A 24,057-nucleotide genomic window follows, 5' to 3' on the forward strand; every position below is an offset into this window, starting at 1 on the left:
ACATCATCATCCCAAAAATGGATTTTGCTGCTAGCTTTTGAGTAATACTCAAAATCACAACCTCCCTTCAATCTTTTCTCTATCCAAAACCCCTTTAACATCGTACACTACTGCATTTGGAGCTTTAAATGGTTTTAAATCTAGATCAAGAAAGCTATTGTGACCAACTGCTAGAACTATAGCTTCAAATTCATTATGTGGGATTTCGGTTATATTTCTATATGCTTTTATACCATACTCATGGTGTACTTCTTCAGGATCTGCCCATGGATCGTAAACCGAAACATCCATATCATAAGTACAAAGCTCTTTGTAAATATCAATTGCACGGGTATTTCTAATATCAGGACAATTCTCCTTAAATGTGATACCCAATAACAATACTCTCGCTCTTTTAACTCTAATATCTCTCTTAGCCATCAACTTCACAATTTCCGCAGCTACATATTGACCCATGCCATCATTTAAGCGTCTACCTGCTAAAATAATTTCTGGATGATAGCCAACTTCTTGAGCTTTTTGAGCTAGATAATATGGATCAACACCAATACAGTGCCCTCCTACTAGTCCTGGCTTGAAAGGTAAAAAATTCCATTTTGTCCCTGCAGCTTCCAAAACTTCATGCGTATCAATGCCCATTCGATTAAAAATCTTAGCAAGCTCATTTACAAAAGCAATGTTTATATCTCTTTGGGCATTTTCAATTACCTTAGCTGCCTCAGCAACTTTAATACTAGATGCTTTATGAGTTCCTGCAACAATTACTGAACGATACAACTTATCAATTACCTCACTAGCTTCCGGTGTTGAGCCTGAAGTCACTTTTAATATCTTAGTTACTGTATGCTCTTTATCTCCAGGATTAATTCTTTCTGGACTATATCCAGCATAAAAATCTTTGTTATAAGTTAAGCCTGAAGTTTTCTCTAGAACTGGAACACATTCATCTTCAGTTACTCCTGGATATACTGTCGATTCATACACAACAATATCTCCTTTCTTCAAAACTTTACCAATAGTTTCACTTGCTTTTATTAAGGGAGTTAAAACTGGTCGGTTATGCTTGTCTGTTGGCGTAGGAACAGTAATTATATAAATATTACATTTAGCCATGTCACTTGCTGAGCATGACACATACAACCCTTTCCCCTCACATGGCTTATCTACTAGTACTTTCTGTAAGTTTTCATCAGCTACTTCAAGTGTTCTATCTTTCCCTTTAGCCAACTCTCCTACCCTGTTTTCACTAATATCAAATCCTACTGTTGGGTGTTTCTTAGCAAATTCAACAGCTAATGGTAAACCAACATACCCTAATCCGATAATGGCTATTTTATTCATTTTTAGTTAACACGTTGATAATTACAAACACAAATATTTATGAGGCAAACGATAAATAATTTTAAGTTATATAGATCAGCCATTAAAATCCAGGTCCTAAATACAGCTTCGCCTCGTAAGTCACATTTTTGTTATGTAACTAAATAATTTGATCAAAAATAAAAATTCACTTCCAAGACTTTGCAGCTACTTGAAAGTGAATTTTTCTATTGTATTCGTACTTGTTCTACTGGAATTTTTGCTATCATCTGAAAGCCTATATTTTCCAGTTCCAAGACTAAAGTATTATTCTTTAAATTCTTAATTATTCCTGATTGTCCTTTAAGTGTTCCTCCTTGGATTTCAACTCTTTGTCCGGGCTCTAATGTCTTTTTCCCTCCAACTTGAATACTACTTGTCTCAATCTCAGTATAGTTCTTTAACATATACTTGATAGCATCAATTTCTTCATCTCTTACTACAGCCTCACTACCAAGATATTTTACAAAAGCTACAACACCATTTGTTTCAAGCACAGAATATTTATCATGCACCAAATCTATATTAACGAACAAATAAGAAGTAAATAAAGGAAGTAGTACTTTTTTCTTTCGATCGCTCCATTGTCTAATGGTCTCTCTTACAGGTAAGTAGGTTTGTATGCCTCTTTGTTCCAGCCTTTGACTTGCTTTCTTTTCTCCTCTGGGTGTAGTATAAACTACATACCATTTCTTGTTCATAGAAGCTTTCGTATTACTAAAAATAAGGATTAAACCTTCATGAAAAAATTACAATACGTTTCAAATGTAAAACTATCACTCAAAAAAGAAAAGGCTATATCTTTAAATTTTATTCACATTAAGAGTAATTAAAGAAATTTACGTGTAAGAATATTATCACATGTAAGTTTTTTTTTTGCTATTGTTTACTTGAAGGAATCCAGAAAGCTATAGTAGCCTAAAAATAGCACTTTAATTACAAGTAATATTTTAATAAATTCTACCCTTTAATAAAACAGTAATATAAACACCTAAATATTAGCAATTAAGACTATTAAAAGGTAATATTATTTCTGAAATTTGAGCATACCGCATAAAAAAACTAAATTACATATATTACGCTTCATATCAATTAAACTTTGTTATATGAAACTTACAATTCTATCGTCTGCATTTTTCTTTCTAAATTTATTTTATGTAAATGCTCAAAATATACCTTCTCCAGAAGATCAAATTAAAGGAGCAATTTTAGCAGCACCAGATGAAAAAAGAACTGAGGTTACAGTAATCGGGTATAATAACAAAGGAGAGTTTACAATACTAAAACAAGGCAATAATGAATTAATTTGCCTTGCAGATGATCCTAGTAAAGATGGATTTAGCGTAGCTTGCTACCATAAAAATTTAGAACCTTTTATGGAGAGAGGCAGAGTATTAAAAGCTGAAGGTAAAAATGCTAAAGAAGTTTTTGATATTCGTGAAAAGGAAGCTAAGAGTGGTATGCTTAAAATGCCAGAAACCCCAACAACATTGCATGTACTCACAGGTGATGAAGGTTGTTTTGATCCAGAAACAGGAATAGCTGAAGGAGCTAATTTGCGCTATGTAGTTTACATACCATGGGCAACTGCAGAGAGTACAGGTTTACCATTAAGACCCATTATACCGGGCGGACCTTGGATAATGAACCCGGGAACTCATAGAGCACATATTATGATTACGCCACCACCACCATCAAATCAGTAAATTTGAAGAATTGAAATTTGTAGCTATTCTAAGCTTAACCAATCTTCTGGATTAAGTTTACTTTGGTTGTGCCAAACCTGAAACTGTAAAGAAGCAACGCCATCTTGATTATTAGCAACTGTACCAATTGGAGCTAATTGCTTAACTTGTTGACCGGGCTTTACTTTTACTTCTTGCAATCTTGCATATACTGTAAAGTACTCACCGTGTTGTAAAGTAACCATGTAATGCATTCCCGGTACTTTTGTTACAGCAACTACTTTACCTTCAAATACAGCATAAACATCTTCATTCTCTTTGGTAGTAATATCAACACCCAAATTATCCACCCAAATTTTTGCTAATACAGGATGCTCTTGCTTACCAAAGTGAGAAGAGATAAATCCTTCTTTCACTGGCCAGATAAGATTACTCTTATTTTCTTCAAAAATCTTTACACTTAATACTTCCTCGTTAGATGAGTTTGCAATTGTGTGATACAAGCCATTTTCTTCACCAGTATTATTCTTAAGACTAGCTTTTAAAACTACAGCTAACTTTTTTTCTAATTCCTTAGCAGCTTCCTTTTCAGCAACCAATTGCTCTTTTAACTTTTTTTGTTCTTTTGAGAGGTTAGCAACTAGCGCTTGTTGTTTCTTCTTTAATATTAAAATTGCTCGCTGTTCCTTTTCTTCAGTTTTTAGTAGTTCTTCTCTAGTTAACTTATCGCTCTGTAATTGTCCTTGCTTTCTTGTAAGCATTTCTGTTACTACTACTATCTGATCTATTTGGTAACTTCTTGTTTCTTTGTATTGGTTTAAATAGTGAAACCTAGCTAATAGCTGATTAAAAGTTTCACTAGCAAAAAGGTATAAGATTTTATTGTAAGACCTAGAAGCTGTATTTTTTGATGAAAGATAAATCATAGATGCATACTCTTCCTTCAAGTCTTTTAAATCTCTATTTAATGCTAAAATAATTTCACCTGTTTCTTTTATATCTTCCTCAATAAAAAACAATTCTTGATTTATACCAGCTACTAATGCTTTATGTTGGCTAAGTCTTGCATTTAAGGTTTTCAGCTTCAACAAGTTTGCTTGATGGTTTCCACTAATCTCACTATAAATCTTTTCTGTTTGAGTTATTTTAGCTAATAGTGCTTCTCGCTGTTTCTCTAAGGCAATACGCTGATCTTCTTGCCCAAAAAGCAAGTAATTAATCAACATAAAAAAGAGAAACAGGAAAACTCTGCGCATACCAGTATTACACTTATATAAAATAGGTTTATTTACACTTAAGAATTCAAAACCATGCCCTATTCAAAAATATTCATAGAACTAAGTTTTTTTTGCGGATTTTTAAGGATTGGTTGACAGGATAACGTAATGATTTAAATTTTATCTTTAAGCTATTACACTTATTCAACTGCCTGTGTTAATATTGCTATTTATAAGATTGGATATTATTTGATGTAATAAGGACTTAAAAGCAAATTTAAGTGAAAAAAGTTTTATTTATAGACCGCGACGGGACCTTAATTGTAGAACCACCAGAAGATTTTCAGGTAGATTCCCTAGAAAAACTGGCTTTTATTCCCAAATCCATTATATCACTTCATAAAATAGCTAAAGAGTTAGATTATGAACTTGTAATGGTCACTAATCAAGATGGGCTTGGGACAGACAGTTTCCCCGAAGATACATTCTGGCCAGCACAAAACAAAATGCTGCAAACTTTTGAAGGAGAAGGCATTGCTTTTTCAGAAATCTTAATTGACAAAACATTTGAGCATGAAAATGCTCCAACAAGAAAACCAAGAACTGGCCTTTTAGAAAAATACATAAAAGGTGACTACGACTTAGCAAATTCATTTGTAATTGGTGATAGAAAGACTGATGTAGAGTTGGCTAAAAATCTTGGTGCTCAAGCAATTTATTTTTCTGAAGAATCTCTAGATACGGCTGCACTTTGTACAAGTGATTGGGACAAAATCTATAACTACTTAAAATTTCCTGAAAGAAAGTCTACTGTAGTTAGAAATACATCTGAGACTCAAATTAGTATTGAGTTAAATGTTGATGGAACAGGAAAATCTGACATACAAACAGGTTTAGGCTTTTTTGACCATATGCTAGACCAACTAGCCAGACATGGTAACTGTGATTTATTTATTAAAGTAAATGGAGATTTACATATAGATGAGCACCATACCATCGAAGATACTGCTTTAGCACTAGGGGAGGCATTTTTAAAAGCACTTGGCAACAAAAAGGGTATTTATAGATATGGCTTCTTACTACCAATGGACGAATCTTTAGCTCAAGTTGCCATTGATTTTTCAGGTCGAAACTGGTTAGTTTGGGATGCCGAATTCTCTAGAGAAAAAATTGGAGAAATGCCCACTGAAATGTTTTTCCACTTTTTCAAATCTTTTACAGATACCGCAAAGTGTAATTTAAACATTAAGGTAGAGGGAGATAACGAGCATCACAAAATTGAAGCTATTTTTAAAGCTTTTGCAAAAGCAATAAGAATGGCTGTTCAAAGAGACCCATATAGCGATCGCATTCCTAGTACAAAAGGCACACTATAAACGCTACATCGTATTAATAACCTTTTTCTTTTTGTTTTTTTTCTTTTTGAATAAACCATAAAGAAAAGGTTTTTTTCCCCTTTTGCGCTTCTCTATCTTTCTTTTGCTAACATCCTTGCCTTTGTGTTTTTCTCCATATCGTAAATGTTGCTTTCTCCACTTCCACCATGCCTTACCTCTATAAAGTTCTCCGTCGTGGTAATGCTGCGCCCTTACCATACAACCACTACCTCCTTTAGAAGTAGGTTGTAGAGGACAGAGTTTTGGATTACAAGATTGTAATGCAAGTATGAGCAGTAAAAAGCCTAAAAGTTTTATACTAAAAAATGATCGGGTCTCCATAAAAAATATCTACAATAAACTGCGAAGATTGCTTTTATGTTCAACTTAAACGAACATATACCAACAATCTTCTAATTAGTTATGTCTTTATCTTATCGTTTGAAAAGAACAAAATTCATAACATTTTATTTACTTTAGTTAAAAAATAACAAGCATTATACCTTTTATGAAAATAAACTTTTTTAAATATCAGGGAACGGGAAACGATTTTGTCATGATTGATGACAGAAATGAGCAGTTTGATAAAAACAATCAGGCATTGGTAGCATCACTTTGCCAGCGAAGATTTGGGATTGGAGCCGATGGTTTAATTCTACTGAGAAAGCACGACACTACCGATTTTGAAATGGTATATTTCAATGCAGATGGCAAAGAAGGATCTTTGTGCGGCAATGGAGGAAGATGTACAGTGCAATTCGCTTATGACTTAGAAATATTTAAAGAACACACAACATTTTTAGCAGCAGATGGCTTACACGAAGCATATATAAAAGACGGACTTGTTGCTTTAAAAATGGGCAATGTGGATAGTATAGATAAAATTAGTGCAGATGCTTTTGCTGATACTGGCTCACCACATTATCTAAAATATGTAAATGATATTGAAAATTTCCCAGTTTATTCTGAAGGAAAAAGCATTAGACATTCTTACAGACCTGAAGGAACAAATGTAAACTTTTTGGAAATCTTAGGAGAAGAACTTTTTGTAAGAACATTCGAAAGAGGAGTTGAAGACGAAACTTGGTCTTGTGGAACTGGTGTGACTGCAGCAGCTTTATTTGCTTCTGAAAAAATGGGGACTAATAATATTGCTATAAAAACAAAAGGTGGTTCGCTCAATGTAAGCTTTGAGAAAAATGATGGCAGATACGAAAATATTTACCTCACTGGTCCAGCTAAAAAAGTTTTTTTTGGTAGCATTGAAATATAAGTACAAAACTGAAATGTTTTCATTTATTAAGTATGTAGGTAAACAAACTTGCGTTCAAATTATTTAACTTAGGCATTATAATAACCTATCACTAAATTCAAACTTCAAAAAGAATTTATTTTTCTGTTCATTTGTTTGAATAGAAATAAAGAGTTTCCAACTATTCTATCAAATTTTTGGTCTTTTAAGATAATAGTCTTTCCAGACCATTTTTCGTCTGTTGACAACCACTTTTTATAATTTTTTATAAGAATATCCATGACAACCAGAAGAATTTATTCAGCATTTATACTACTGGCAGCATTTACCTTTTTTGGTTGTGCATCAGCTTACAAATCAGCTGAAAACAAAATTAAACAAGGCAACTACGAAGGTGCTATTGCTCAGTACAACAAAATACTGGCTGAAGCAAAAGATGAGGTTCTAAAAGCAAAGTCGAACTATATGATTGGTGAAGCTTACAGACTTTCAAACAGAATGGAACTGGCTGAACCTCATTACAGAAAAGCATATGTGAGCAAAAAAGTTGAAGATGAAAATTTACTTTATCACTATGCATTTGCTTTAAAGAATACTGGTAATTATGAATCGGCTCAAAAAGGTTTTACTAAATATGTACAAGAAGGTACAGATTACAACCAAACAAGAAGAGCTAGAGAAGAGATAGAAGCACTCAAAGAAGTTGAAAAACTGGCTCAGCCAAATAAATACATCACTATAGAAAACTGTGATGCACTCAATACTGAAAGTGCTGAATTTTCTCCGGTTTTATTTGAAGACAAATTGGTTTTTACTAGCAATAGAAACAGCCAAGTAGTTTATGAAGCTACTGGTAAAGGTTTTCATGATTTATTCTACTACGACCTCAAAAAAAATGAGAATTGCTCAGGTGTAGCTACTCCATTTAATGAAGCAATTAATATAGATGGTTTTCACGAAGCATCTCCAACTTTTACCAGAAACGGAAGAGTAATGATTTTCGCTAGAAGTAATAGCGGAAAAAATAAAGATTTAGTAAGAGATGTAAAGCTTTACTATTCAACTTTTGATGGCGAACAGTGGTCTGAAGCAAAAATACTTTATCCAGTAAGTAGCGAAAATTCTGATAGCTGGGATGCTTGTCCTGCATTAACTGCAGATGGTAAAAGATTATATTTTGCATCAAACAGAGCTGGTGGCTATGGAGGATTAGACCTCTACCGTTCAGACATCCAAGCTAATGGACAATGGAGCAGACCAAGAAATATGGGTAAAGTTGTAAATAGTAGAGGTAACGATATGTTCCCATTTGTAACTAAAGCTGGTGAATTGTATTTCGCTTCTGATGGACACCCTGGTTTAGGTAGCCTAGATTTATTTAGAGCAACAAGAAGAGATGGAGAAATTAAAATAATGAATATGGGTGCTCCTATTAACTCTACTTCAGACGATTTTGCACTTACTTTGTTAACTCCTAAATCTGGTTATTTTTCCTCTAATAGAACTACTGATGGAGCAAAAGGCGATGATGATATTTTCTATTTCGAAGATAACTCTCCTGAAGTTAAAACTGTTAATTACTACCTCGCCGGAACCAGTTTTGTTGAAGAAGACATAAACAGAACGCTACTACCAAATGTAGATATGAAACTGTATGATGAAAGAGGAACTTTAATGGCAACAACTAAGTCAGATTCTATTGGTAGATTTAAGTTTGATGTAAAACTGGATATTGGTTACGACTATACAGTAGTGGCAAATAAAGCAACTTTCATTACTGATAATAAAATATTTTCTACCATTGGTAAAGGCGTACCAGAAGAAGAATTAGTTGACTCTGTTACAAATATTACTTTTGAAACTGATGTAATTCTATACCAAAACATCTTTGCTGATCTTGAAATTGAAGACGGTGGTGGTGAAGATGGCAATGGCAGGCCAACTATTGTTCTAGAAGGCATTTTATATGATTTCGATGATTGGAGAATTAGACCAGATGCAGCAAGAGAACTAGATAAACTAGTTGCTTACCTAAAAAGTAGAGATAAGATTCGTGTTGAGCTTGGCTCACATACTGATGCTAGAGGTAGAGGAGCATATAACATGAAACTCTCTAAAAGAAGAGCCGAGTCTGCAGTTGAGTACATCGTAACTCAGGGTATCGATCCTACTCGTATTGAAGCTAAGGGTTATGGTAAAACCCAGCTTTTAATCCCGAATGCCATTTCAGAAGAAGAACATCAGCAAAACCGTCGTACAACAGTTACAATTATTGGTACTGTAGACGATTTAGAAAATAACAATAAGGAAGAATAAGAATTCTAAATCAACAATAAAAAAGGAATCTGTCTAAGTACAGATTCCTTTTTTATTTTCCTCTTATCACTACTTACTCCTTCTTATAGAATTCACTTTTATTTTTAGTGTTTTTTTAATTATTCTAGCATAAAAAATCATTATCAGACTACAACATGAGATTCCCAATTAATATAAACAAAAGTGTACTTTATTGGATTTGCCAAATTAGCTTTTGGACTTTCGTAGGTTTATTTACGCTGCTCACTTACTTTATCCAAAATCAAACACTTACTACTTATACTGTAATTGATACTCTTTTTACTATGATATGCCTTTTTGGTGTTTCGCATTTTTATAGGTATATCATCATAAAAAGAAACTGGTTAAAACTTCTATTTCCAAAGCTTTTTCCCAGAATAATCTTAGTTACTTTATTAATCGCCATCTTCACAACGCCATTTAACCTTATCTCTTCATATATTTTTAATATTGAAACATTTAAGATAAACACGACTGATATTGTCAATAACATCATTACCTTATACATTTTCTATTTCTTCTGGACTTTCGGTTACTTCTTTTATCACTATGTTTCTAATTATAACCGAAACCTAAAATGGGAAGCAATGATCAACGAGTTTGAGTTAAACCAGCTCAAGTCTCAGTTGAATCCTCACTTTATATTTAACGCATTAAACACTGTTAAAGCACTTGTAGACGAAGATCCTAAAAAAGCAAAGAGTTCCATTAACCAATTATCAAACATCCTTAGAAATTCTTTAATGATGGATAAGAAAAAGGTTATTCCTTTTGCAGAAGAAATGGAAATTGTAAAAGACTATCTAGCTCTAGAAGGCACTCGCTACGAAGAAAGACTTCATGTAGAATATGCTATTGACGATAGTGCTCTTTGCTATAAAGTACCTCCTATGATGCTCCAAACAATTGTTGAAAACGGCATTAAACATGGTATTTCCAGACTCAAAAATGGTGGTACAATTAGTATTAATACAGAAGTTGAAGGAGAATTTTTAAAATTAAAAATCCGAAATTCTGGTAAATACGACCCAAAACCTGATAGAAAAGAAGGTTATGGGCTAAAAAGTACCAGGCAAAGACTTGACTTACTCTATCATCAAAAAGCGTCTTTTAATATTAATAATGATGGAAAAGAAGGAGTGTTAACAGAGATTATCTTACCCAAATGGGATGAAAGCGAAATCTCTGTTTCAAGATAACTTCCAGTTTATAAGCTACTCACAAATTACTTTGCTACGTAATTATCTATCGCATTACGTACATTACCGTATTTTTGAATGAGTGATTCAGCTTCATCTTTTTCGATGCCAAGCTCTTCCATAACCATGCGGGTAGCACGATCTACAAGTTTGGTATTACTCAATTGCATGTCTACCATCTTGTTACCTTTTACCTTACCCAACTGAATCATTACAGAGGTAGAAATCATGTTTAATACAAGCTTTTGGGCTGTTCCAGATTTCATTCTGGTACTACCTGTAACAAACTCTGGCCCTACTACTACTTCTACCGGATATTCAGCTTCTTTGGCTACATTGCTATTTTCATTACAAACTATACAACCTGTAAGAATTCCTTTTTCACGGGCTGTTCTTAATCCACCAATTACATAGGGAGTTCTACCAGATGCTGCAATGCCAATAAGACTATCTTTTTCATTGATATCGTATCCTTCTAAATCTTTCCATGCTTGCCCTAAATCATCTTCAGCAAACTCTACTGCTTTTCTAATGGCAGTATCTCCACCGGCTATTAAACCAACTACTAACCCATGCGGAACCCCGTATGTTGGCGGACACTCAGAGGCATCCAAAATACCTAACCTGCCACTTGTTCCAGCTCCAATGTAAAATAGTCTCCCACCTTGCTCCATGTTTTTCACAATTTGCTCAATAAGCGCTCCTATTTGAGGGATTGCTTTTTCTACTGCATCCGGAACTTTTTTATCTTCTCTGTTCATATTGAAAAGCAACTCGTTTAAAGGCATGCTTTCCAAATTATTATAATTAGATGAAGATTCTGTTGTGTTCATTTTATCTGGAATTTTATTAATTATATGTCTTTTTCGTGAAACAGGCTTAAACCTGCTATTGGTGATTCAATTACTTTCCCTAAAGTAATGTTTAATTCAGACGCAGTATAACGAAGTATATCATTAAAATAAAAAGCTATTGAGCCAGTAAAATGTACAGGATACTCCTGATAGCCTTTATATTTTTTTACATTTTTAACAAAAAACTGTTGAAAAGAATCGTAAAGTAATTGCTTAACATATGGATGGCTTATGTTATGATGCAAAAACCGAGTAAATTTAGCAAGAAATCGATTAGGGAATTCCTTTTTGTATACATTTTCTAATACAAACTTTTCAGTAAGGTTATATCTTTTCTGAAAACGATCTTGTAAATCCTGAGGTAAATCTCTTTTAAAAAAGGCATTTATCAATTCTCTTCCTAAAAAAGCACCACTTCCCTCATCTCCTAAAATAAAACCTAAAGGAGGTATATGATCTATAATTTCTTCTCCATTATACAAACAAGAATTCGCACCAGTACCTAAAATACAAGCTATTCCTAATTCTTTCCCACAGGTCGCTCTGGCAGCAGCAAGTAAATCGTTACCCACCCAAATATCAGCTAAATTACATGCGTTTTTTAGAGCATTTTCCATCAACACTTTACCATCTTCCTTACAGCCTGCCCCATAAAAAAATACTTTATTTACTTGTTCAAGAACAGAAGTATTAAAAGTAGCAGAGATATTCTGATGAATTTCTTCTAATGACTGATAGTAAGGATTTAAACCTAGGCTCTTTTGTTGTGAGATTTTACCTGTGTTGTCAATTAACCGCCAGTCGGTTTTACTGGAACCACTATCGGCAATAAGTATCATATATTATTTTCCTAGTCTTCAATAAAGCAAAGTGAAGCAGCTCCAATTATGCCTGCATTATTACCTAAAGTAGCTAACCTAATATCCATTTTATCCATATAGTAAGGAGTTAGATATTTTTTTAGCGTTTTATTCATACTTGCCTGAACATATTCAAATGTATCAGAAACTCCTCCACCAATTAATATGGTTTTTACATCCAGCAATCTAACAGCAGAAACAATCGACTCGCCTAAATACTTACCAACTTCAACAAATATTTCGAGCGCTAATTTATCATGCTTGTGTGCCGCTTTTACAACCTTCTTAGGATCAAGCTTGCCCATTTTAGAAAGAACAGATTTACCTTTATACCCTTCAATTGTAGTTAAGGCCATTCCCAAAATGCCTTTCTTTCCAATATTTTCTTCTATCGTTCTGCCATTACTAGAAATAATATGCCCGATTTCCATTCCGTTACCATCACCACCTTTAAAGATCTGGCCATCAATTACAGCACCGCCACCAACACCTGTCCCAAGTGTGATAAAGATAAAATCATCAGGCATTTTACTTTTCGAAAAGTAAAATTCACCTAATGCAGCCGCATTTGCATCATTATCTGTATGAAAAATAATTTCTGGGAATTTGTCCTTCAGAATTTTAACAAAAGGCACTTTATTTAATGATGGAATATTTGGCAGCTCAAGCATGGTAAGTCTGTCTTTCGAAACTGTACCAGGCACACCTATTCCTACTTTTTTTACCTCAGGGTTTCTCTCAAGCTGGGCGGCAAGTATTTTACTAAAGTTACCAGCAAAATCTTTATTTGCAGATACCTCTTTTGTTGGAAATTTTTCTTTATATAAAAGCTCTCCATCAGTATTAACTAAACCAAACTTTACATTGGTACCTCCTATATCAACACCTAAAAAATGTTCCATTGAATATATAATATCTATATAATTATGATATAACGAATCATGTATAACACTAACTTTTGGATAATGCTATTGTAAAAAACTTTGTAATAATAATGAAAAAGAAATTTTAGGCCAATCCAGAGTTACATTATTATGAATAACTACCTAGAAGTTATGAAAACTGGCTCATTACTAATTAGTAATTGTTCAACCTTTAAAACATTAGTTTCACCTTTAAAACCACTTAAATACTTCTCTGAAACTCTAATTATACCCAAAATTCTCTGGTTATTTTGTTTTAACTCACCACTTAAGGTTCCAGTCCCTTTAATATGTGGGTCTCGGCTATATTTTAGTAGCTCTTTAGAGCCAAAGCTATCGATCAGTTGATGAAACTTGTAATTATCTTTCCTATATATATTGTAAAACTCGGGGTCTTCTTCATCTAGAATTTTCCCTTCGTATACAGCTAGTTTTCTTAATGCCATTTCTCCAATAGTATAAATATAAGCTTGCGCAAGTAGGGCATCTTCGTAAGTTACTACATCCTCATAAGTTTTACCACCTACATATCTTGGGAAAATTTGAACCTTGCTATCAATATAAGAATTAATCCAACCTAAATCTTCATTTTCTATAAAAGTAAAAGACGCATATTTTGCCAGTGAGTCTAAATACTCTACATGCCTTAATATTTTACGTCGCATATCGCTAATATCAAATCCTACAAATACCTCTTTCCCACTAAAGTCTTTCATCTTATAAGGATTCAATTCAAACTGAATATTATGTTCTATATCTTTATAATCAATTTCGTGTTTTTTTAATTCTACCGCAAGCCTCTTAATTATATACTGCTGTGTAAAATTCATTCTCGCTTGAACAATTTCGCGAGCTTTATCTACAGTAATAGATTTTTTTAAGGCAGGGTCAACTACATCTTCTGAATTTCTGTAGTTCCCAAAAAGATCGTAATTATACCTATATGGTTTTAAGCAGAGCAACTCAAGACTATCTTTTACCATTAGCCAATCTCTCATCGCAGTCTCAGGAAAAGGTAATGAAGCGGCTATTTTCACCTTTACAACATTATCTGGACCTGTCTTAAATATTTTTACAATTTCTCTAATTACTTTGTCTTCTATCTTATTTCTAATATCGATACTATTAAGAAAGTGTACTTGAGATATTACCCGATAAGACTCAAACACAGCTTCATGATCTTCCAAGTCTTCAAGTAAATGTTCGAAGTCTTCAGGATTTTCATCTTTACCTTCTTTAAATTTCACATAGTCTATAAAAACAGGAATTTTTTCGTGCTGAGCATAAAAAACTTTTTGAAGTATAAAACTAAAAATATTTGATACCCTCACACATCCACCCGAAAGATTCATTCCCAGTTGATCGACCCTATTTGTGCCATGTACGTACAGATGCCTCTCAGCTGAATTACTATTATTTACCTTTGCTGCGACAGTATCTCCTTTGTACAAGTCATCAACTGCCTTAAGCGGGAGTATTTCATCACCTATATTTTGCCCCTTTAAAGCAAACTGATTGCTACAGATATACGCTTTCTCCTTTTTGGTAGAAACTCTATGAAGGTATTTTGCTTCGCTTAACCATCGCTGATACTGCAACTTTCTAAACATATCAGTTACAGAACCAGTCATGGTAATATTCTCTTTATAAGATACTCGACCAGATGTTGAAAGAAAGAAACCTAGAGGGGTTTTATCTGAATCTTTGTTATAGCCAGTTCCTCGCCATGCAGTTGAACAATATACTTCTAGAATCACACCATTACGCAAGTTTATTAAATAGGCTCTTTGTCCTCCTTTACCTTTTGATGCTGCATTTACAAACAAGCCATAACCTTGTTTATACCCTTTTATATTTCGAACATATTCTATTTGTTCTTTAAATTTTTCGTGAACCAGATTAAAGCGTTCTGGATTTAAATTTTTTGACAATATACGCCCTGTAAAAATTGCCTCTTTGTTAAGAAGTTGCTGCTGATGGGCTGATAGAGAATTATAGTTATAGACTAGTTCGTCTAAAAATGCTTGAGAAAAGCTTTTGAGATCGAGTGGCATTTTTGCCATTTCATCTACCAAATTTCTTATCGCTCTTGAACCTGTTGTGATTTGATCAAGAGTGATTGTAGTAGAATCATTTATGCATATTTCTTCTGCCTGTGTAGCCTTTGGTTGTATAAAACAACAAAAAGTCACAAGGACGAAGGTTAGGTTAAATAAGCTGCTGGTAATATTTGGATTATCTGTTTGCATGTTAGTATGCGTCAAATTCACCTCAGATGAATCTAAAACTATACCTCGTAAATGCTTGTGTAATAATTCCCCTTATTTAACATATTATCAGAATTATAAACGGATTTTAAAAAAAAGAATCAGATTCTGAAAAGTGGATATTTACATTTATTAAATAATGAAAATGTAATTTTCTTTAGTTATTTCTAGGAACCATCTTATAAATACCAACAATTTGAGGACTTCATACTAAAAAATAGATTTTAGAACAAAATTTTAAGATACCGAAGTAATTTTTTTAGTTGAATGTAATTAAAATGTAGCCTACATTTCCTATTTTGGGATTATCTAAGTTGAATCACTCTTATAATGGGACTCTTCTTTGATTACATTTTTCAATTTTGGCAATGCCCTGTTTCTATATTTGTTCCTAAAAAACATTATGCAAACAATCTTAACCTGCCAAAGTTCTTACTTCTCTAAGATTTGATATAAAAATTATCATTGTTAATCTTACAGTCAGGTTGATTCATTTTGTGTAAATCGAGAAGTACAACTAAATTTGTCTCCACTTTTTTTTACTTTCAGGTTTTGTAAAAAATATCTTTTAAATAATTATATATGTCACAGCCAGTAACTTATAACGAAGATAGTATTAAGTCACTCGAACCGAGAGAGCATATCAGGTTAAGACCGGGTATGTATATAGGTAAACTCGGTGATGGATCAGCTCCTGATGATGGTATCTATGTGTTAGTAAAAGAGATTATAGATAACTCTATTGACGAACACATGATGGGCTTCGGAAAAATAATCGAAGTGACTGTAGAAGATGCAGCTGTAGAAATAAGAGATTACGGGCGAGGCATTCCACTAGGTAAAGTAATAGATTGTGTTTCTAAAATAAACACAGGTGCAAAATACGACTCTAATGCTTTCCAAAAATCGGTGGGTTTAAATGGAGTTGGTACAAAAGCAGTAAATGCCTTAGCTAGCACCTTTGTAGTAACTGCTGTGAGAGATGGCAAAATGAAAACAGCAGAGTTTGAAAGAGGTGAGCTAGTAAAAGATCATAAAATAGAAGCTTCCAATGAGAAAAACGGAACCAGAGTTAGATTTTCTCCCGATGGCACCATCTTTAAGAACTATAGATTTATTCCCGAATATCTCGAAAATCAAATCTGGAATTATGCTTATCTAAATGCAGGTCTTACTATTAAATTTAATGGCAAGAAGTATTTTTCTGAAAAAGGATTATTAGACCTACTAAGCAGAAAAGCAGATGAGGAAGCATTAAGATATCCGATTATCCACTTAAGAGGAAATGATATAGAATTAGCTCTTACTCATGCCAATCAATATGGCGAAGACTATTATTCATTTGTAAATGGCCAGTTTACTACGCAAGGTGGTACGCACCTTTCTTCTTTTAGAGAAGCTGTAGTTAAAACTGTAAGAGATCATTTTAATAAAAACTTTGATGCAATGGATGTAAGAGCATCTATTGTTGCAGCGATTAGTGTAAGGGTACAAGAACCAGTTTTTGAATCTCAGACTAAAACTAAACTTGGTTCTATCAATATGTCTCCGGATGGAGAAACTATCCGTAAGTATGTGCTAGACTTTGTGAAGAAAGATTTAGATGACTATCTCCACAAAAATCCTGAGACAGCTCAGGCTATGCTCAAAAGAATCTTGCAATCTGAAAGAGAAAGGAAAGAAATTGCAGGAATTAAAAAGATTGCAAACGACAGAGCTAAAAAAGCTAATCTTCACAATAAAAAATTAAGAGACTGTAAGCTTCATTTAAACGATAGAGGTAAAAACGATGAAGAAAAGAAGTATGAAACTACTCTTTTCATTACCGAGGGTGACTCTGCCAGTGGAAGTATTACTAAATCTCGTAATGTAGAAACACAAGCTGTTTTTAGTTTGAGAGGTAAGCCACTTAACTGCTACTCATTAACCAAAAAAGTGGTTTACGAAAATGAAGAGTTTAATCTATTACAACACGCTCTAAATATTGAAGACGGCATTGATGGACTTCGTTACAACAAAATTGTAATTGCTACTGATGCCGACGTAGATGGTATGCACATTAGACTATTAATGCTTACATTCTTTCTACAGTTTTTCCCTGAACTAGTTCGTGCAGGTCACCTTTATATTCTTGAAACACCTCTATTTAGAGTAAGAAACAAGCAGAAAACTATTTACTGCTATTCTGATGAAGAAAGAATAAATGCGATTAATCAGCTTGGTAACAAACCAGAGATTACTCGATTTAAAGGTTTAGGCGAGATTTCGCCAGACGAATTCGGTGGCTTTATTGGCGAAAACATTAGACTTGAGCCAATTATCTTGAAAAAAGAAACTTCAATATCTGGACTTCTTAAATATTTTATGGGTAAAAACACACCTGACCGTCAGGAATTTATTATTAACCACCTAAAAGTTGAGAAGGATGTAGTAGAGGAAAACAGAAAAGCAAAAGAAGCTCTACAAACAGAAACTGTATAATTATTCAAAATTGCTTGAATCTATAAAGTGCTATGAATATTTCAGAAGCATTATTAAAAGAACACTCCAAAGCCAACTCCTTAAACATTGCAGAGTATATTGGGGAAGACAAAGTTAGATTCAAGCAATTAATTGAAATTTTTATAGGTGAAGAATACAGACTTGTACAAAGATCTGCTTGGGTGCTCAGCATTATCGCTGAAAAGCACCCTTTTTTAATTAAGCCTTATTTATCGCTACTCGTAAAACAACTGCACAATCCCAAACACGACACAGTTAAAAGGAATATTCTACGAATCTTACAGTTTATTGAAATTCCAGATGAGTTAATGGGTGAGCTTGCCGATATTTGTTTTAACTTTTTAACAAGTGGTAAAGAAGCTATTGCAATTAAAGTTTTTGCTATAACAGTACTTGAAAAAATTGTGAGGCAATATCCAGAATTAAAATACGAGCTCATTATTATAATTGAAGATCAAATGCCTTATAGTAGTGCTGGTTTTAAATCCCGAGGCACTAAAATTCTTAAAGCCTTAAAAAAATAAGAATCCCCACACATTTTGCTGTATTTTTGCTTTGATAATCAATATTATTTAGCAAAATCATATCATTTTAAAATGAAATTATCCAATTCTTCAACCATACTTATTTACTTACTATTTACTTTAATTTCGTGCGATTCTAGTGAAAAAGAACAGTTAAGGCATGAAATAGAAAAGTTAAGGTCCGAAATTAAAGATACTGAGGCCTATAATAACACAATGGCAAGTCAGATCAACGAGGTTGACATGATGCTAGACTCCATCGAAAGATCTCAAAACATATTAAATACGCAACTTGAAAGAGGTACTACCTATACCGATTACGCTGAAAGATTAAATTTTATAAACGAATACATCAATAATAGCAAAACAAGGCTAAAGGAGATGGAAGATAAACTTGGGCAGAGTGATCAGAAAAACCAGACGTTTATAGCAATGATTGCTAAGTTGAGAACAAGCATTGCAGACAAAGAAAGCAGTATAAATGCACTTAATGATCAAGTTGAAAAATACAAAACTGAAAATGAAGGTCTTATAACTACTGTTGAACTACAAAAGCAGAAACTAAGTCAGCAAAAAGAGGAGATTGAAGCCAAAGAGCAGGAACTTGCCGACCTAGAAACAAGAATTAATAATTTAAGTGAAGAGGCTCAAAAGAAAGAAGCAGATTCTTATTTTGAAAGGGCATTGCAAATGGAAGAAATTGCAAGTAGAACCAAATTTGCTCCAAAAAAGAAAAAAGAAAGTTTAAAAGAAGCTCATAGACTTTACAAAAAAGCTTTTGAATTAGGAAGAATTGATGCTTTTGAAAAAATGGAAGATTTAGAGCAGAGATATTAATGAGCCTTTTAATTTTTTAAATTAGTGAAATGCCTAGTTTTCAAATTTCTCCCGATGATAAAATAGTACATTCGGAACTTGAAGAAACCATTCTGCAAGCATCTCTTAAAGCGGGAATTCCTCATGCACATGCTTGTGGCGGTTTTGCCAAATGTTCTACTTGCAGGGTTGTAGTCGAAACTGGTAGTGAATTACTTTCTAAGCCCGGAGAAGCAGAAAAGAAACTGGCTAATAAGGTTAAATTTCCGAAGAATGTGCGTTTGGCTTGCCAAACCAGAATAAAAGGTGACGGCAAGCTCATTTTAAAAAGACCTGTTATAGACGATATCGATCTAGAACTAACTAATATAATGGGCAAAAACTCTCTTGAATTACAAAAAATGGGAGAGCCTAAAAAACTTGCCATCATGTTTGTTGATATCGAAGGCTATACTCCTTTTGCAGAAGCCCTTCCCTCCTACGATATTATGCATGTACTCAATAAGTATTTTTATCTAATGGGAAAAGTAATTAATAAGAAAAGAGGAAATATTATTGATTACTATGGTGATGGGCTATTAGCCATTTTTGGCTTATATGAATCTACGCCTGAAGAAGCTGCACTTTTAGCTGTAGAGGCTGGTATAGAAATGAATAAAGAATTGCTGAAGTTGAATCCTTACCTTGAAAAAATGTACTGTAAGAGCTTTAAAATAAGGATAGGTATTAACTATGGCAATGTTATTACAGGTACAATTGGAATTGAAGGAATGCAAAAGTTTTCGGTAATTGGCGACCCTGTAAATATGGCAAGCCGTATTGAAACAACAAACAAATTGTTTGGCACTCACTTTCTCATATCAGAAAGCGTAAAGGCTTTATTGCCAGAGAAAGTTAAACTTGGGAAAACATGTGAGACTGTATTGAAAGGAAAAAAAGGGAATCATAGACTTTACGAAGTGCTTATTCCAGAAACAAATGCATAAAAAAAGTTCTGTAACTCATCTGTACAGAACTTTTAATTTTGAAATATTTTTTATCTAATTGAACATTAGAGTCTCGTACTTATTACAAGGATTATAAAGTATAAACAAGTCATCTCTAAAAGCCAGATCAATTACATATATGCTGGTTCCTCCAAAAATTAGATCAGTATATTTATTTATGGCAGCTTCCTGTTCAGCAGTCATATCTTTTGTCGTAAAATATTCCCCCGTAAAATTAAAAGTGAGCTTATTACCTTCATTTTCAATAGGCTCAAACTCTCTTAAAAGAAAATCTACATTATTATCTGCATCTAACAATACAATACCCATTGCATAAAATAAATCTGTATCTCCTATATCGTAACCATAATACAATTGAAATGCATAAGCATCAGGTATATCTGCTAAAATACTATCTCCTATCGATTCGCTATTTTCATTATAAAAATAAGCTATATCTGTACTGAATGGGTTATCCAACATAGGTTGGAAATTGGTAGAACCCATAAACAAACCTGTTTTAGCAGTAACATTACCAGAGCCTAAAACGGTACCTTTATAAGAATAAATCTCACTAGCCTCTTCGCCGTCACAATAAGCCACGCTTTCTTGACTCACGCTTGTTAATGCAATAGAACTAATAATTACTTGTTGCCCACCTAGTGTAAATGCCACCGGTTCTTCCAATAAAATACTACCATCGCTATAACCATAACCCGTTGTATGATTTACTAAGATATTGTTTGAAGAAGCAAGTATCTCATCTTCTGTTACACCTTCACTCGCTGAAAGAACTTTTAAAGACCTGGTATCAAAATCAAATACAAAGAATACAGAAACATTCTGACTTTCTAGAATTACCTGAAAACTTACAGACTCAACCAAACTTGAACCTGTACCATCAATCGAGGCTTCTAACAACTCTGCCAAATCTCTAGAGTTTTCAATAGCAGTAATATCATCATCAGTAGCTGGTTTAAATACCAATACTGTTCGGTCTGATGCATCTGAAAGGCTTCCGAAAATTAGGTTCTCACCATCTTTACTATCGTATAAAAACTCAAATTCACCACCAAAAGTAGATTGATCTTTCTCAAACAAATAATGGAAAAAACCATATGTTTCAAGAATTAACTCTAAACCTTGAGCATTATCAATTCTGTAAGAGATTGTCTGATCAAAGTACTCTCCATCGCTGAACATCGCATCAGTCTTGATATTTACTTTTCCTTCTGCATCAAAATTCAACAATACATTAAAAAAGCCAGCGCCATCAGTTGGTGTGTATTGTAGAATCCAGCCATTACTTGGAGTAGTTAATTCTGTTTCAAGTGCCTGAATTGCTTCTGCCGATCTCACTTCCACAGAAGCCAGAGTTTCAGGTTCGTCATCATCACAGGCAGAAATGAAGGCCAAGAATAATAATGGATATATATATTTTTTTAACATAATGGATTATCTGATTATAATTTTGCCTGAATGATATTTCTTAATTCTTCTAAGTCGATTCCTGTTACCTTAAGATAATGCTCACTAATTGAAGCCAATTTCTGTCTAATTTTCTCTCTACCCTCATTTCTTTGTTCACATACAAGCGTTGTACAATCTTCCTCGTCAGTCAAGTAGTATTCGATAAAGTCTTCATAGAAAAGATAAAATGCTACTGTTTCTGCAAAGTCTTCATTAGGTGAACTAGTTGCATATGGAGATACAAATCCTCTTTCTAGGGCCTCCTCATCGGTAAGTGTATACCACGAACCACCACTGGTATAACCAGTAGCCGCAATTTCTTCAAAAGCATTTGGTAGCTTATATCGCTGGTGAACAATGTGAGAAAACTCATGATAAACTACATTAAGCTGTAAGGCTACCCACTCTTTATCTTCGGTATCAATATCATTTACATTAGTAAAAGTGATTTGAGCACCGGCATCAGCGGTACCCAATGTAACTGTACCATCATAATTGTAAATAGGCCCTCCAAGAAAGACAATTTCTGGTGGCACGTGATTCGCGAAAAAATCAGCTCCGTTTGCTACTTCCAAATAAGGATCAATCCAAAATTTTTGAATAAATTCTAACATGGGTTGTACCTTCTCTAGTGTAGGTGGTACTGCTCTTTCATCAACACCTACATAGTTATCTACAAATCTGTAGCGAATAGCCATATCGTATTTCTGGGTGAAATTTTCCTCGATGTAGATGTCAATATCGTCTACCAGCTCAGGTGTTTCTATTACTGGCACGCTGAGTTCTTCTTTTTCATAACAACCTGATACTAAGGAGGCCATTAGCGCAATAATACAGGTTGTCGCAGATATATTTTTAAATTTCATTTTGATCTATATTAAAATTTTTAAAGTCTTATCATATTACCTTGGATTTGCTCTTAAGCCACCTACATCTATTGCTGATTGAGGTATTTGCAATACTTTTCTGAGATCTTCTGATTCCAGCGTGATGACACTACCATCTTCCAAATCATGCTCTACTTCAATTCCTAACCTCTTAACATCAAACCAGCGTAAGCCCTGAGAAATAAATTCTTTCCTTCTTTCTGCCAGCGCATAGATGTATAAAATATATCTGTCGCTATAATTCGGGTTATTTGTAACTCCATAAAAAGACCTGATTCTAGCAATAGTCACCTCAGCATCTGCACCACTATATCTTCTATCTGCTAAAGCCTGTAAATCTTCAATTGCTTCATCAACTCTATTTAAAAATATATTAGCTTCTACTCTATTCAAAAGCACTTCTTCACCTTTAAAAGCCATGGCAATATGATAAGGAAAACCAACATCTGAGTTAGCACTACTTCTCTGGAACAAGCTCTGGTATCTTACAGGAAACAAAGCATTGTCTCCTTTAACAAAAGCTGGATTCTCTCTTTCGTCTGTTGTTCCTGAAAATGGATTCTCATCGAAAATTGCATTGTAAATATCACTTACTGGCCCATGTGCAAAGTCTGTACGTTGCACTAAAGAGATTTTTCTTATCAATAATAAGTTACTTGGTAAATCGGGAGAGCAATATAATTGCGGATAACCAGTAATTGAGGAACTCGCTGCCTGAAACTCATCAGAAGTAAGGTCTCTCACATATGAACCTGCTGATGCTCCTAATAATAATGTGCTGTATTTTTCACAGTTTTCGTAATCGCCTTTAAAAAGATAAAAACGAGAAGCAAAAGCCAAAGCAGCGCCTCTATTAAAGTGGTATTTACCAGAATTTGCAAAGTAGCTATCGTCTAATAGTTCGATACCTTTGAGCATATCTTCTTCAACTTTGTCATACACCTCTTGTACAGTGTTTCTGGTATAGGTCTTAATAAAAACAGTTTCAGGTTCTTCTACATAAGGCACACCCAAATCGCTAGAAGCAGTTGATTCGTCATAATGCTTTGAAAATAGGTTTACCAACATAAAATGTGCATATGCTCTGGTTAATCTCGCTTCTGATTCAATAGAATTTCTAAAATCTATATCATCATCGTCTTCTATTGGAAGCTCGTTTAATACTGCTAAAACTTCGTTGGCGTGAGCGACTGCTTCGTAACTTTGAAACCAAGCAAAAATAGGTGTGTCTTGGTCTGTTGGGTCTGATGTTACATCTTCCCACATATAGGTTTGTTCCTGGTTTAGTCGGATAGTTACCCCTAAGGTATAACCAACATCGTCTGTCATCCAGTCTGTAAATGCATAGCTACTAATTGGATATGCATTGGTTAGCAATTGCGCGGCTTTTTCTAGGTCGTCTAGTGCAACTCTATTATCGGGTACTTCATCCAGATAATCATCGCAAGAAGAGAATGATAATATGAGTGAAAAAATAAAAATACCCTTTGTGAAAAGCTTTATAAAATGATTTTTTTTGTAGTCAAGTTTTTTCATTTCGATA

20 protein-coding genes are annotated in these 24,057 nt (G+C 33.9%); 9 read left to right on the top strand and 11 right to left on the bottom strand.

The features are described from left to right. Positions 1-54: 54 nt before the first annotated feature. Both OQ292_RS06700 and OQ292_RS06705 read right to left on the bottom strand, forming a co-directional pair. Entirely contained in the window at positions 55-1,341 is a 1,287-nt protein-coding gene (locus OQ292_RS06700) for a nucleotide sugar dehydrogenase (protein WP_284685279.1), read from the bottom strand. 206 nt (positions 1,342-1,547) lie between these two features. Beyond that, a complete protein-coding gene (locus tag OQ292_RS06705; RefSeq protein ID WP_284685280.1) occupies positions 1,548-2,060 on the bottom strand; it encodes a UpxY family transcription antiterminator in 513 nt (170 codons plus the stop codon). Positions 2,061-2,465: 405 nt separating this feature from the next. On the opposite strand from OQ292_RS06705, the gene OQ292_RS06710 reads away from it, so the two are divergent. Further along, entirely contained in the window at positions 2,466-3,065 is a 600-nt protein-coding gene (locus tag OQ292_RS06710; protein ID WP_284685281.1) for a hypothetical protein, read from the top strand. Between the two features lie 23 nt (positions 3,066-3,088). On the opposite strand, the gene OQ292_RS06715 is transcribed toward OQ292_RS06710, so the two are convergent. Then, positions 3,089-4,300 (bottom strand): murein hydrolase activator EnvC family protein, encoded by a 1,212-nt coding sequence (locus OQ292_RS06715; protein ID WP_284685282.1) that lies wholly within the window; start codon positions 4,298-4,300, stop codon positions 3,089-3,091. A 242-nt stretch (positions 4,301-4,542) separates the two neighbouring features. On the opposite strand from OQ292_RS06715, the gene hisB reads away from it, so the two are divergent. Then, a complete protein-coding gene (hisB, locus tag OQ292_RS06720; RefSeq protein WP_284685283.1) occupies positions 4,543-5,637 on the top strand; it encodes a bifunctional histidinol-phosphatase/imidazoleglycerol-phosphate dehydratase HisB in 1,095 nt (364 codons plus the stop codon). A 3-nt stretch (positions 5,638-5,640) separates the two neighbouring features. Here the strand turns inward: hisB and OQ292_RS06725 are convergent, their stop codons facing one another. After that, positions 5,641-5,979 (bottom strand): hypothetical protein, encoded by a 339-nt coding sequence (locus OQ292_RS06725; RefSeq protein WP_284685284.1) that lies wholly within the window; start codon positions 5,977-5,979, stop codon positions 5,641-5,643. Positions 5,980-6,145: 166 nt separating this feature from the next. On the opposite strand from OQ292_RS06725, the gene dapF reads away from it, so the two are divergent. From dapF to OQ292_RS06740, 3 genes are all read left to right on the top strand, one after another. Then, a complete protein-coding gene (gene dapF / locus OQ292_RS06730) occupies positions 6,146-6,910 on the top strand; it encodes a diaminopimelate epimerase (protein ID WP_284685285.1) in 765 nt (254 codons plus the stop codon). A gap of 258 nt (positions 6,911-7,168) precedes the next feature. After that, the gene (locus OQ292_RS06735) at positions 7,169-9,205 is read left to right on the top strand and encodes a CHU_0125 family OmpA-like outer membrane integrity protein (protein ID WP_284685286.1); all 2,037 of its coding nucleotides are present in this window, start codon (positions 7,169-7,171) and stop codon (positions 9,203-9,205) included. A 155-nt stretch (positions 9,206-9,360) separates the two neighbouring features. Continuing rightward, positions 9,361-10,425 (top strand): sensor histidine kinase, encoded by a 1,065-nt coding sequence (locus OQ292_RS06740; RefSeq protein ID WP_284685287.1) that lies wholly within the window; start codon positions 9,361-9,363, stop codon positions 10,423-10,425. 26 nt (positions 10,426-10,451) lie between these two features. Here OQ292_RS06740 and murQ read toward each other — a convergent pair whose 3' ends face one another. The 4 genes from murQ to OQ292_RS06760 all read right to left on the bottom strand — a co-directional run bounded on the left by murQ (position 10,452) and on the right by OQ292_RS06760 (position 15,311). Continuing rightward, the gene (gene murQ, locus OQ292_RS06745) at positions 10,452-11,258 is read right to left on the bottom strand and encodes an N-acetylmuramic acid 6-phosphate etherase (protein ID WP_284685288.1); all 807 of its coding nucleotides are present in this window, start codon (positions 11,256-11,258) and stop codon (positions 10,452-10,454) included. A 20-nt stretch (positions 11,259-11,278) separates the two neighbouring features. Beyond that, the gene (locus OQ292_RS06750; protein WP_284685289.1) at positions 11,279-12,118 is read right to left on the bottom strand and encodes an N-acetylglucosamine kinase; all 840 of its coding nucleotides are present in this window, start codon (positions 12,116-12,118) and stop codon (positions 11,279-11,281) included. An 11-nt stretch (positions 12,119-12,129) separates the two neighbouring features. Beyond that, positions 12,130-13,041 (bottom strand): ROK family protein, encoded by a 912-nt coding sequence (locus OQ292_RS06755; RefSeq protein WP_284685290.1) that lies wholly within the window; start codon positions 13,039-13,041, stop codon positions 12,130-12,132. Between the two features lie 140 nt (positions 13,042-13,181). Beyond that, on the bottom strand, positions 13,182-15,311 hold the full coding sequence (locus OQ292_RS06760) for a L,D-transpeptidase (protein ID WP_284685291.1): 2,130 nt from the start codon (positions 15,309-15,311) through the stop codon (positions 13,182-13,184). A 600-nt stretch (positions 15,312-15,911) separates the two neighbouring features. Between OQ292_RS06760 and OQ292_RS06765 the strand changes: the two genes are divergently transcribed. From OQ292_RS06765 to OQ292_RS06780, 4 genes are all read left to right on the top strand, one after another. Then, complete coding sequence (locus OQ292_RS06765) at positions 15,912-17,810, top strand: DNA topoisomerase IV subunit B (protein ID WP_284685292.1); 1,899 nt, start codon at positions 15,912-15,914, stop codon at positions 17,808-17,810. Between the two features lie 32 nt (positions 17,811-17,842). Next, entirely contained in the window at positions 17,843-18,355 is a 513-nt protein-coding gene (locus OQ292_RS06770; RefSeq protein WP_284685293.1) for a hypothetical protein, read from the top strand. Positions 18,356-18,427: 72 nt separating this feature from the next. Further along, entirely contained in the window at positions 18,428-19,192 is a 765-nt protein-coding gene (locus OQ292_RS06775) for a coiled-coil domain-containing protein (RefSeq protein WP_284685294.1), read from the top strand. A gap of 29 nt (positions 19,193-19,221) precedes the next feature. Then, positions 19,222-20,157, top strand: coding sequence for an adenylate/guanylate cyclase domain-containing protein (locus tag OQ292_RS06780; RefSeq protein ID WP_284685295.1), 936 nt, complete (start codon positions 19,222-19,224; stop codon positions 20,155-20,157). A gap of 54 nt (positions 20,158-20,211) precedes the next feature. Here the strand turns inward: OQ292_RS06780 and OQ292_RS06785 are convergent, their stop codons facing one another. Genes OQ292_RS06785 through OQ292_RS06795 form a run of 3 tightly spaced genes read right to left on the bottom strand, consistent with a single transcriptional unit; the run spans position 20,212 to position 24,050 of the window. Then, on the bottom strand, positions 20,212-21,606 hold the full coding sequence (locus OQ292_RS06785) for a DUF4302 domain-containing protein (RefSeq protein ID WP_284685296.1): 1,395 nt from the start codon (positions 21,604-21,606) through the stop codon (positions 20,212-20,214). A gap of 14 nt (positions 21,607-21,620) precedes the next feature. Beyond that, the gene (locus OQ292_RS06790) at positions 21,621-22,493 is read right to left on the bottom strand and encodes a putative zinc-binding metallopeptidase (protein ID WP_284685297.1); all 873 of its coding nucleotides are present in this window, start codon (positions 22,491-22,493) and stop codon (positions 21,621-21,623) included. A gap of 36 nt (positions 22,494-22,529) precedes the next feature. Continuing rightward, positions 22,530-24,050, bottom strand: a complete 1,521-nt coding sequence (locus OQ292_RS06795; RefSeq protein WP_284685298.1) for a RagB/SusD family nutrient uptake outer membrane protein — start codon at positions 24,048-24,050, stop codon at positions 22,530-22,532. Positions 24,051-24,057 lie beyond the last annotated feature (7 nt).

The sequence above is a fragment of the Chondrinema litorale genome (assembly GCF_026250525.1).
GTDB lineage: Bacteria > Bacteroidota > Bacteroidia > Cytophagales > Flammeovirgaceae > Chondrinema > Chondrinema litorale.

Bases quoted from the DNA above. Each gene is read 5' to 3' on its own strand.
- OQ292_RS06700 (WP_284685279.1), bottom strand. From the start codon at position 1,341: ATGAATAAAATAGCCATTATCGGATTAGGGTATGTTGGTTTACCATTA.
- OQ292_RS06705 (WP_284685280.1), bottom strand. From the start codon at position 2,060: ATGAACAAGAAATGGTATGTAGTTTATACTACACCCAGAGGAGAAAAG.
- OQ292_RS06710 (WP_284685281.1), top strand. From the start codon at position 2,466: ATGAAACTTACAATTCTATCGTCTGCATTTTTCTTTCTAAATTTATTT.
- OQ292_RS06715 (WP_284685282.1), bottom strand. From the start codon at position 4,300: ATGCGCAGAGTTTTCCTGTTTCTCTTTTTTATGTTGATTAATTACTTG.
- OQ292_RS06725 (WP_284685284.1), bottom strand. From the start codon at position 5,979: ATGGAGACCCGATCATTTTTTAGTATAAAACTTTTAGGCTTTTTACTG.
- dapF (WP_284685285.1), top strand. From the start codon at position 6,146: ATGAAAATAAACTTTTTTAAATATCAGGGAACGGGAAACGATTTTGTC.
- OQ292_RS06735 (WP_284685286.1), top strand. From the start codon at position 7,169: ATGACAACCAGAAGAATTTATTCAGCATTTATACTACTGGCAGCATTT.
- OQ292_RS06740 (WP_284685287.1), top strand. From the start codon at position 9,361: ATGAGATTCCCAATTAATATAAACAAAAGTGTACTTTATTGGATTTGC.
- murQ (WP_284685288.1), bottom strand. From the start codon at position 11,258: ATGAACACAACAGAATCTTCATCTAATTATAATAATTTGGAAAGCATG.
- OQ292_RS06750 (WP_284685289.1), bottom strand. From the start codon at position 12,118: ATGATACTTATTGCCGATAGTGGTTCCAGTAAAACCGACTGGCGGTTA.
- OQ292_RS06755 (WP_284685290.1), bottom strand. From the start codon at position 13,041: ATGGAACATTTTTTAGGTGTTGATATAGGAGGTACCAATGTAAAGTTT.
- OQ292_RS06760 (WP_284685291.1), bottom strand. From the start codon at position 15,311: ATGCAAACAGATAATCCAAATATTACCAGCAGCTTATTTAACCTAACC.
- OQ292_RS06765 (WP_284685292.1), top strand. From the start codon at position 15,912: ATGTCACAGCCAGTAACTTATAACGAAGATAGTATTAAGTCACTCGAA.
- OQ292_RS06770 (WP_284685293.1), top strand. From the start codon at position 17,843: ATGAATATTTCAGAAGCATTATTAAAAGAACACTCCAAAGCCAACTCC.
- OQ292_RS06775 (WP_284685294.1), top strand. From the start codon at position 18,428: ATGAAATTATCCAATTCTTCAACCATACTTATTTACTTACTATTTACT.
- OQ292_RS06780 (WP_284685295.1), top strand. From the start codon at position 19,222: ATGCCTAGTTTTCAAATTTCTCCCGATGATAAAATAGTACATTCGGAA.
- OQ292_RS06785 (WP_284685296.1), bottom strand. From the start codon at position 21,606: ATGTTAAAAAAATATATATATCCATTATTATTCTTGGCCTTCATTTCT.
- OQ292_RS06790 (WP_284685297.1), bottom strand. From the start codon at position 22,493: ATGAAATTTAAAAATATATCTGCGACAACCTGTATTATTGCGCTAATG.
- OQ292_RS06795 (WP_284685298.1), bottom strand. From the start codon at position 24,050: ATGAAAAAACTTGACTACAAAAAAAATCATTTTATAAAGCTTTTCACA.